Below are 6027 nucleotides of genomic sequence, written 5' to 3' on the forward strand. Positions count from 1 at the left end.
GACCACAGCGGGAGACCCGACGTCGACCCGGCGGCCGGCCGCTGTCGGGATCAGGTCTCCACGACCACCGGGACGATCATCGGCTTGCGACGCAGCTTCCGGTTGACCCAGGAGCCGATGGTGCGCCGGACGATCTGCTGGAGCTGATGGGTGGTGTGCTCCTTGTTGTCCTGGATGGCCTCGGTCAGCGCCCGGGCGATCTTCTCCTTGATGTCCTTGAAGACCTTCTCCTCCTCGGCCACGCCGCGGGCGTGGATGTCCGGGCCGGAGACGATCTGACCGGTCTGACGGTTCACCACCGTGATCACCGAGATGAATCCCTCTTCACCGAGGGTTCGGCGGTCCTTCAGGTCGGCGTCGGTGATCTCCCCGATGGAGGAGCCGTCCACGTAGACGTAGCCGCATTCGATCTGCCCGGTGATGCGGGCGACGCCGTCGCGCAGATCCACGACGGTGCCGTCCTCGCACTGCAGGATCCGCTCGGGGTCGATCCCGGTCGACTCCGCGAGCCGACCGTTGGCGATCAGGTGCCGGGTCTCGCCGTGCACCGGCATGACGTTCTTCGGCCGGACGATGTTGTAGCAGTAGAGCAGCTCACCGGCCGACGCGTGGCCGGAGACGTGCACCTTGGCGGTGCCCTTGTGCACCACCTCGGCGCCGAGCTTGAGCAGCCCGTTGATGACCCGGAAGACCGCGTTCTCGTTGCCGGGGATCAGCGACGAGGCGAGGATGACGGTGTCGCCCTCCCCCACCTGGATCTGGTGGTCGCCGTTGGCCATGCGCGAGAGCGCCGCCATCGGTTCGCCCTGCGAGCCTGTGGACATCAGGACCACCTCGGAGTCGGGGTAGCTGTCCACCTTCTTCATATCCACCAGGATGCCCTCCGGCACGTCCAGGTAGCCCAGCTTGGCGGCGATGCCCATGTTGCGCACCATCGAACGCCCCACGAAGGCCACCTTGCGGTTGTGCGCATGGGCGGCGTCGAGCACCTGCTGGACGCGGTGGACATGGGAGGAGAAGGAGGCCACGATGATGCGCCGGCTGGAGGTGCCGAAGAGCTGGTCCAGGGTGGGGCCGATCTCCTTCTCCGGCGTGGTGAAGCCCGGGACGTCGGCGTTGGTGGAGTCCGTCATGAACAGGTCCACGCCCTCTTCGCCGAGCTTGGCGAAGTGCCGCAGGTCGGTGATCCGTCCGTCCAAGGGCAGCTGGTCCATCTTGAAGTCGCCGGTGTGCAGCACGGAGCCGGCCTCGGTGCGGATGTGCACCGCCAGCGCGTCAGGGATCGAGTGGTTGACCGCGACGAACTCACATTCGAAGGGCGCCAGCTCTTCGACGTCGCCCTCCTTGACCGCCAGGGTGTAGGGCTTGATGCGATGCTCGGCGAGCTTCGCCTCGATCAGCGCCAGCGTGAGGGTGGAGCCGATCAGCGGGATGTCCGGCTTCCTGCGCAGCAGGTAGGGCACCGCACCGATGTGGTCCTCGTGCCCGTGGGTGAGCACCAGCCCGACGACGTCGTCCAGGCGGTCCTCGATGTAGCTGAAGTCCGGCAGGATGAGGTCCACGCCGGGCTGCTCCTCCTCCGGGAAGAGGACGCCGCAGTCGACGATGAGGATCTTGCCGTCGAGCTCGAACACCGCCATGTTGCGCCCGACCTCTCCAAGACCACCGAGAGGCACGATGCGCATCGTGCCCTTCTTGAGCTTCGGCGGGGTGATCAGGCGCTGTGCTGCCAAGGTGATGGACCTCCTGGGTCGGGTGTCAGGTCTGCGATACGCGTGCCTTCGAGCCTACGTGCTCCTCCGGCTCCTCACCTAGGCAGGCCCTCAGACCGGTCCCGGTGGCGAGAGTGGGTCAGAGGTTCCAGCCGGCCTCACGGAGGTCGGCCAGGACCAGCTCCTTCTCCGTCTCATTGGCCTGTACGAGCGGAAGCCGCACGTCGGGGGCGATGGGGAAGCCGAGCCAGTCCAGGACCAGCTTCGAGGAGACCGCACCTTGGACACGAGTCATCATGGCGCGGATGACCGGGCCCAACTCGCCGTGGACGATGCGGGCCTCCTTGAGGTCGTAGTTCAGCACCGCGTCGATCATCCGGCGGAAGTGCGGGCTGGCCACGTGCGAGGTCACCGAGACGACGCCGACCGCTCCCATGGCCATCCAGGCCAGGACGTTCTGGTCGTCGCCCGAGTAGACCTCCAGCTCGGTCTTGGTGAGCACCTCGGTGGTCGCGGTGATGTCGTTCTTCGCGTCCTTGAGCGACATGATGTGCGGGTGCTCGGCGAGCTTGAGGATCGTCTCGGTCTCGATGGCGATGCCGGAGCGGCCCGGGATGTCGTAGATCATCAGCGGCAGGTCGGCGGCATTGGCGACGGCCTCGTAGTGGGCGAGCACACCGTCCTGGCTGGGCTTGTTGTAGTACGGGGTGACCACGAGCTGCCCGTCGGCCCCGGCCCGCTCGGCACGCCGGGCCATCTCCAGGTCATGCGAGGTGTGGTTGGTGCTGGTGCCGGCGATGACCTTGGCACGGTCCCCGACGGCGGACTTCGCCGCCCGGACCAGGCCTTCCTTCTCATGGTCCTCCAGCGTGGAGGTCTCCCCAGTGGTCCCGGAGACCACGAGCGAGTCGTTGCCCTCCTCCACCAGCTTGACGGCGAGCGCCTCGAAGGCCTCGTAGTCGACGCGGTCATCCGAAGTGAACGGGGTGACCATCGCGGTGATGAGATGCCCGAAGTGCGGATCGGTCTGATCCGGGTGCTTGACCTCGCCCTCGGTGAGGTGAAGGTCGAACTCGTGTGTCAGCTCGTTGTCGCTCGCCATAGCACGTAGCCTACCGTCTGTGGACAGCCCCAGCACCGCCGGCCCGGCCCCGCGTCGCCGCCGCGCCCTCCGCTCCCCTGCTCGCATCTCCGGGGTCGACGCGGCCCGATGTCTGGCCCTGCTGGGCATGATGGCCGTCCACGTGCTCTCCACCACCGATGAGTTCACCGGTGATCCGACCGTCGCGGGGTGGCTGTTCACGGGCAGGCCCTCCGCCCTGTTCGCCCTGCTGGCCGGGGTCGGGCTGGCGCTGCTCTGCGGCGGAGCCGCGGGACCGGGCACGCGGGAACGCATGACCTGGAACCGGAAAGCGGTGGCGGTCCGGGCCGTGCTGATCCTGGTGATCGGTCTGGCTGTGGCGATGTTGGAGACCTCGGTGGCGATCATCCTGGTCCACTACGGGCTGCTGTTCCTCCTGGCGCTGCCGTTCCTGTCGCTGCGGGCCCGTCCGCTGCTGATGCTGGCCGCCATTTGGGTGGTGCTGGCGCCGGTGGCGTACCGGCTGGTCTACCTCGCGCTGAGCGCCGAGCTGGACCATTTCGCGGAGTCCTGGCGGCTGTGGCACTCCCCCGAGTTCGGCGATCTGGCGCAGCCGGGTCTGCTGGCGATGGATCTGGCGGTGTCGGGCTACTATCCGCTCATCATCTGGCCGGCTACCTGTTCACGGGTCTGGCGATCGGCCGCCTGCGGCTCACCGAGACGGCGGTGGCGGTGCGGCTCGCCGTCGTCGGCGCGCTGCTGGCCGCCTGCACCTACCTGGTGGGACGGGTGACGCTGGCGGTCAGCGCCATCGTGCCGGACCTCTCCGCGGCCACCGGCATGCCGGAGCCGGTGGTGCGCGGCGAGCTGCTCACCGGCACGCTGCTGCCCCTCATCGAGGATCCCCGCTGGCACCTGCTGGCCACGCCGCATTCGGGCAGCTCCCTGGACGTGCTCCACACCGTAGGCACCTCCCTGGCGGTGCTGGGCGTCTGCCTGCTGGTCACGGATCGGCTCGGCGCTCTGGCCGCCCCCGTGGTGGGCGCCGGAGCGATGCCTCTGACTCTGTATGTGGGGCACCTGGTGGTGCTGCACCTGTGGCGGGACGACGACGGCCCCCTGAACTCCCCGGAGGTCAGCGGGCCTGTGATCATGGTCCTGCTCACGGTCCTGGCCCTGGCCGGCGGGCTGCTGAAGCACGCGCTGGGACGGCGCGGCCCCTTGGAAGCGGTCACGCATGCGGCCGGAGCCGCGGCGGCAGGGCCCCGCCCCGCGTGAGGCGCACCGAGGCCGGTACTGCCGCCACCGTGGGGATGCCGGCAGGGCCCCGCCCCGCGTGAGGCGCACGGGTGTCCTGAGACCCGCCGCCGGACGGCTCGTCATCGCATGCCGTCGACGTCGCTGGTGGACGATACGCTGGTGTCCATGAGCCGAACTGAGATGCGTGTAGCCGTGCTCGGTGCCCGAGGGCGCATGGGCACCGAAGCGGTGAAGGCGGTCGACGGAGCCGATGACATGGAGCTGGTCGCCCAGCTGGGCCGGGGCGACGCACTGGAGGAGATCCGCGAGGCCGGTGCGACCCATGTCGTGGACCTCAGCGTCCCCGATGCCACCGAGGACAACGTCCGCTTCGCCGTCGAGCACGGCATCCACGCCGTGGTGGGCGCCACCGGCTGGGACGCCCCGCGCCTGTCCCGCCTGGAGGAGCTGCTCGCCCAGCGCCCGGAGACCGGGGTGCTCATCGCCCCGAACTTCGCCCTGGGCTCGGTGCTGGCCACCGCATTCGCCGCCAAGGCGGCCCGGTACTTCGAGTCGGCGGAGATCATCGAGCTGCACCACCCGGACAAGGTGGACGCCCCCTCCGGCACGGCGGTGCGCACCGCGGAACTGATGGGGCAGGCCCGCCGCGACGCCGGCGTCGCACCTTCCCCCGATGCCACGGTCAAGGACCCCGACGGCGCCCGCGGCGCCGTGGTGGAGGACATCCATGTCCATGCGGTGCGGCTGCGCGGGCTGGTGGCCCACCAGGAGGTGCTGCTCGGCTCCGCCGGGGAACAGCTGACATTCCGCCACGACTCCTTCGACCGGGCGTCCTTCATGCCGGGCGTGCTGCTGGGGCTGCGCACCGTCGCCTCCCGACCAGGGCTCACCCACGGCCTGGACAGCTACCTGGACCTGGGGCTGTAGGTCGCGGTGAAGGCGAAGATCTGGACCTCGCTGGTCATCCTGCTGCTGATCATCTTCCTCGGCGCGGCCGGGTACAACGCCTGGCGGCTGCTCACCGCGGAGGAGACCGCCGCGCAGCTCATCGGCGTCGGCGCGGTGCTGGTCATCGCCCTGGGCGCCTGGGTGCTGGTCCGTGAGCTGCTCTTCGGCCTCGGCTCCGAGCGGCTGGGGCGCATCCTCGACGCGGAGGGCGGCCTGCCGGAGGACAGGGTGGAGCGCTCGCCCGGTGGCCGGCCGAACCGCCAGCAGGCCGACGAGCAGTTCGGCCGCTATGCCGCCGAGGCTGAGGCGAACCCCGAGGACTGGCGCAGCTGGTTCCGGCTCTCGGTGGCCTATGACGTCGCCTCGGATCGCAGCCGGGCACGAAAGATGATGCGACGGGCCATCCGGATGCAGCGGTCCGAGTCCCGCAGCTGAGGCTCGCCCGGTGACCAGCACCACCGCCTACGTCTGCGTCCACGGCATCGGGGTCCACGAGTCCGGTCATCTGGCCGCCCAGACCCACGACTCTGCGCGCCGCGGCGTCGAGGCCGCCGGTGGGACCCTCACCGACCTGCCCGTGGACGCCGCCGCTCCAGCAGAGCTGAGCCACCGGGCACGCGTGGAGCTTCCCGGACGCGAGCCGTTCATCGCCGAGTTCCACGACGGCTGGTGGGACTCTGGGACGCGAGCCCCACATTTCTGGGCGGTGCTGATGTGGCTGCTGGAGGTCGCACCCTTCGCCCTGATCAGCGGCGTCGGCGGCTGGTGCGGCGACCGTTGGAGGGAGGCGGGCGACGGCGCCCGGCCCCAGACGGTGGCGGGACCGCTGCGCACCGCGGGCCGCCGGGTGGGCGCCTGGTGACCTCAGGGGCCATGCTGGCCGCAGTTCCGCCGGCGTGCTGGTCCTGCTGGTGCTGCTGCCCTGGCCGGCGTCATCCCGGCGTGGCGGCGTCGTCTCCGCCCGCTGATGGTCGAGATCATCGGCGACGCCTGGCTGGTACCGGTCGGCGACCGTGCCGCTCGGCC

The 6027-nt window shown here is 69.9% G+C and carries 7 protein-coding genes; 5 read left to right on the plus strand and 2 right to left on the minus strand.

Translation table 11 applies throughout. From position 1 onward, the window contains the following. Positions 1–50 precede the first annotated feature (50 nt). Together BCY76_RS02750 and dapA are read right to left on the minus strand one after the other, a co-directional pair. Positions 51–1685: a ribonuclease J gene (locus BCY76_RS02750; RefSeq protein WP_070159488.1), complete on the minus strand. Its 1635-nt coding sequence runs from the start codon at positions 1683–1685 to the stop codon at positions 51–53. A 166-nt stretch (positions 1686–1851) separates the two neighbouring features. After that, the gene (dapA, locus tag BCY76_RS02755) at positions 1852–2814 is read right to left on the minus strand and encodes a 4-hydroxy-tetrahydrodipicolinate synthase (RefSeq protein WP_083277424.1); all 963 of its coding nucleotides are present in this window, start codon (positions 2812–2814) and stop codon (positions 1852–1854) included. Between the two features lie 19 nt (positions 2815–2833). Between dapA and BCY76_RS02760 the strand changes: the two genes are divergently transcribed. The 5 genes from BCY76_RS02760 to BCY76_RS02780 all read left to right on the plus strand — a co-directional run bounded on the left by BCY76_RS02760 (position 2834) and on the right by BCY76_RS02780 (position 5863). Then, positions 2834–3586: a heparan-alpha-glucosaminide N-acetyltransferase domain-containing protein gene (locus tag BCY76_RS02760; RefSeq protein ID WP_083277425.1), complete on the plus strand. Its 753-nt coding sequence runs from the start codon at positions 2834–2836 to the stop codon at positions 3584–3586. Next, positions 3526–4071: a hypothetical protein gene (locus BCY76_RS02765; RefSeq protein ID WP_139827576.1), complete on the plus strand. Its 546-nt coding sequence runs from the start codon at positions 3526–3528 to the stop codon at positions 4069–4071. Before BCY76_RS02760 ends, BCY76_RS02765 begins: the two co-directional genes overlap by 61 nt. 147 nt (positions 4072–4218) lie before the next feature. After that, positions 4219–4980 (plus strand): 4-hydroxy-tetrahydrodipicolinate reductase, encoded by a 762-nt coding sequence (dapB, locus tag BCY76_RS02770; RefSeq protein ID WP_070159491.1) that lies wholly within the window; start codon positions 4219–4221, stop codon positions 4978–4980. A gap of 6 nt (positions 4981–4986) precedes the next feature. Beyond that, positions 4987–5436, plus strand: a complete 450-nt coding sequence (locus BCY76_RS02775; RefSeq protein ID WP_070159482.1) for a hypothetical protein — start codon at positions 4987–4989, stop codon at positions 5434–5436. A 10-nt stretch (positions 5437–5446) separates the two neighbouring features. After that, the gene (locus tag BCY76_RS02780) at positions 5447–5863 is read left to right on the plus strand and encodes a hypothetical protein (RefSeq protein ID WP_085437134.1); all 417 of its coding nucleotides are present in this window, start codon (positions 5447–5449) and stop codon (positions 5861–5863) included. The last annotated feature ends 164 nt before the right edge of the window (positions 5864–6027 follow it).

Origin of the sequence: Nesterenkonia sp. PF2B19 (assembly GCF_001758425.2) — a bacterium.
In the GTDB taxonomy this organism is placed as follows: Bacteria; Actinomycetota; Actinomycetes; order Actinomycetales; family Micrococcaceae; genus Nesterenkonia; species Nesterenkonia aethiopica.

What these genes read in the sequence shown, in the direction of transcription:
- BCY76_RS02750 (WP_070159488.1), bottom strand. Translation starts at nt 1,685, where the DNA reads ATGCGCATCGTGCCTCTCGGTGGTCTTGGAGAGGTCGGGCGCAACATG.
- dapA (WP_083277424.1), bottom strand. Translation starts at nt 2,814, where the DNA reads ATGGCGAGCGACAACGAGCTGACACACGAGTTCGACCTTCACCTCACC.
- dapB (WP_070159491.1), top strand. Translation starts at nt 4,219, where the DNA reads ATGAGCCGAACTGAGATGCGTGTAGCCGTGCTCGGTGCCCGAGGGCGC.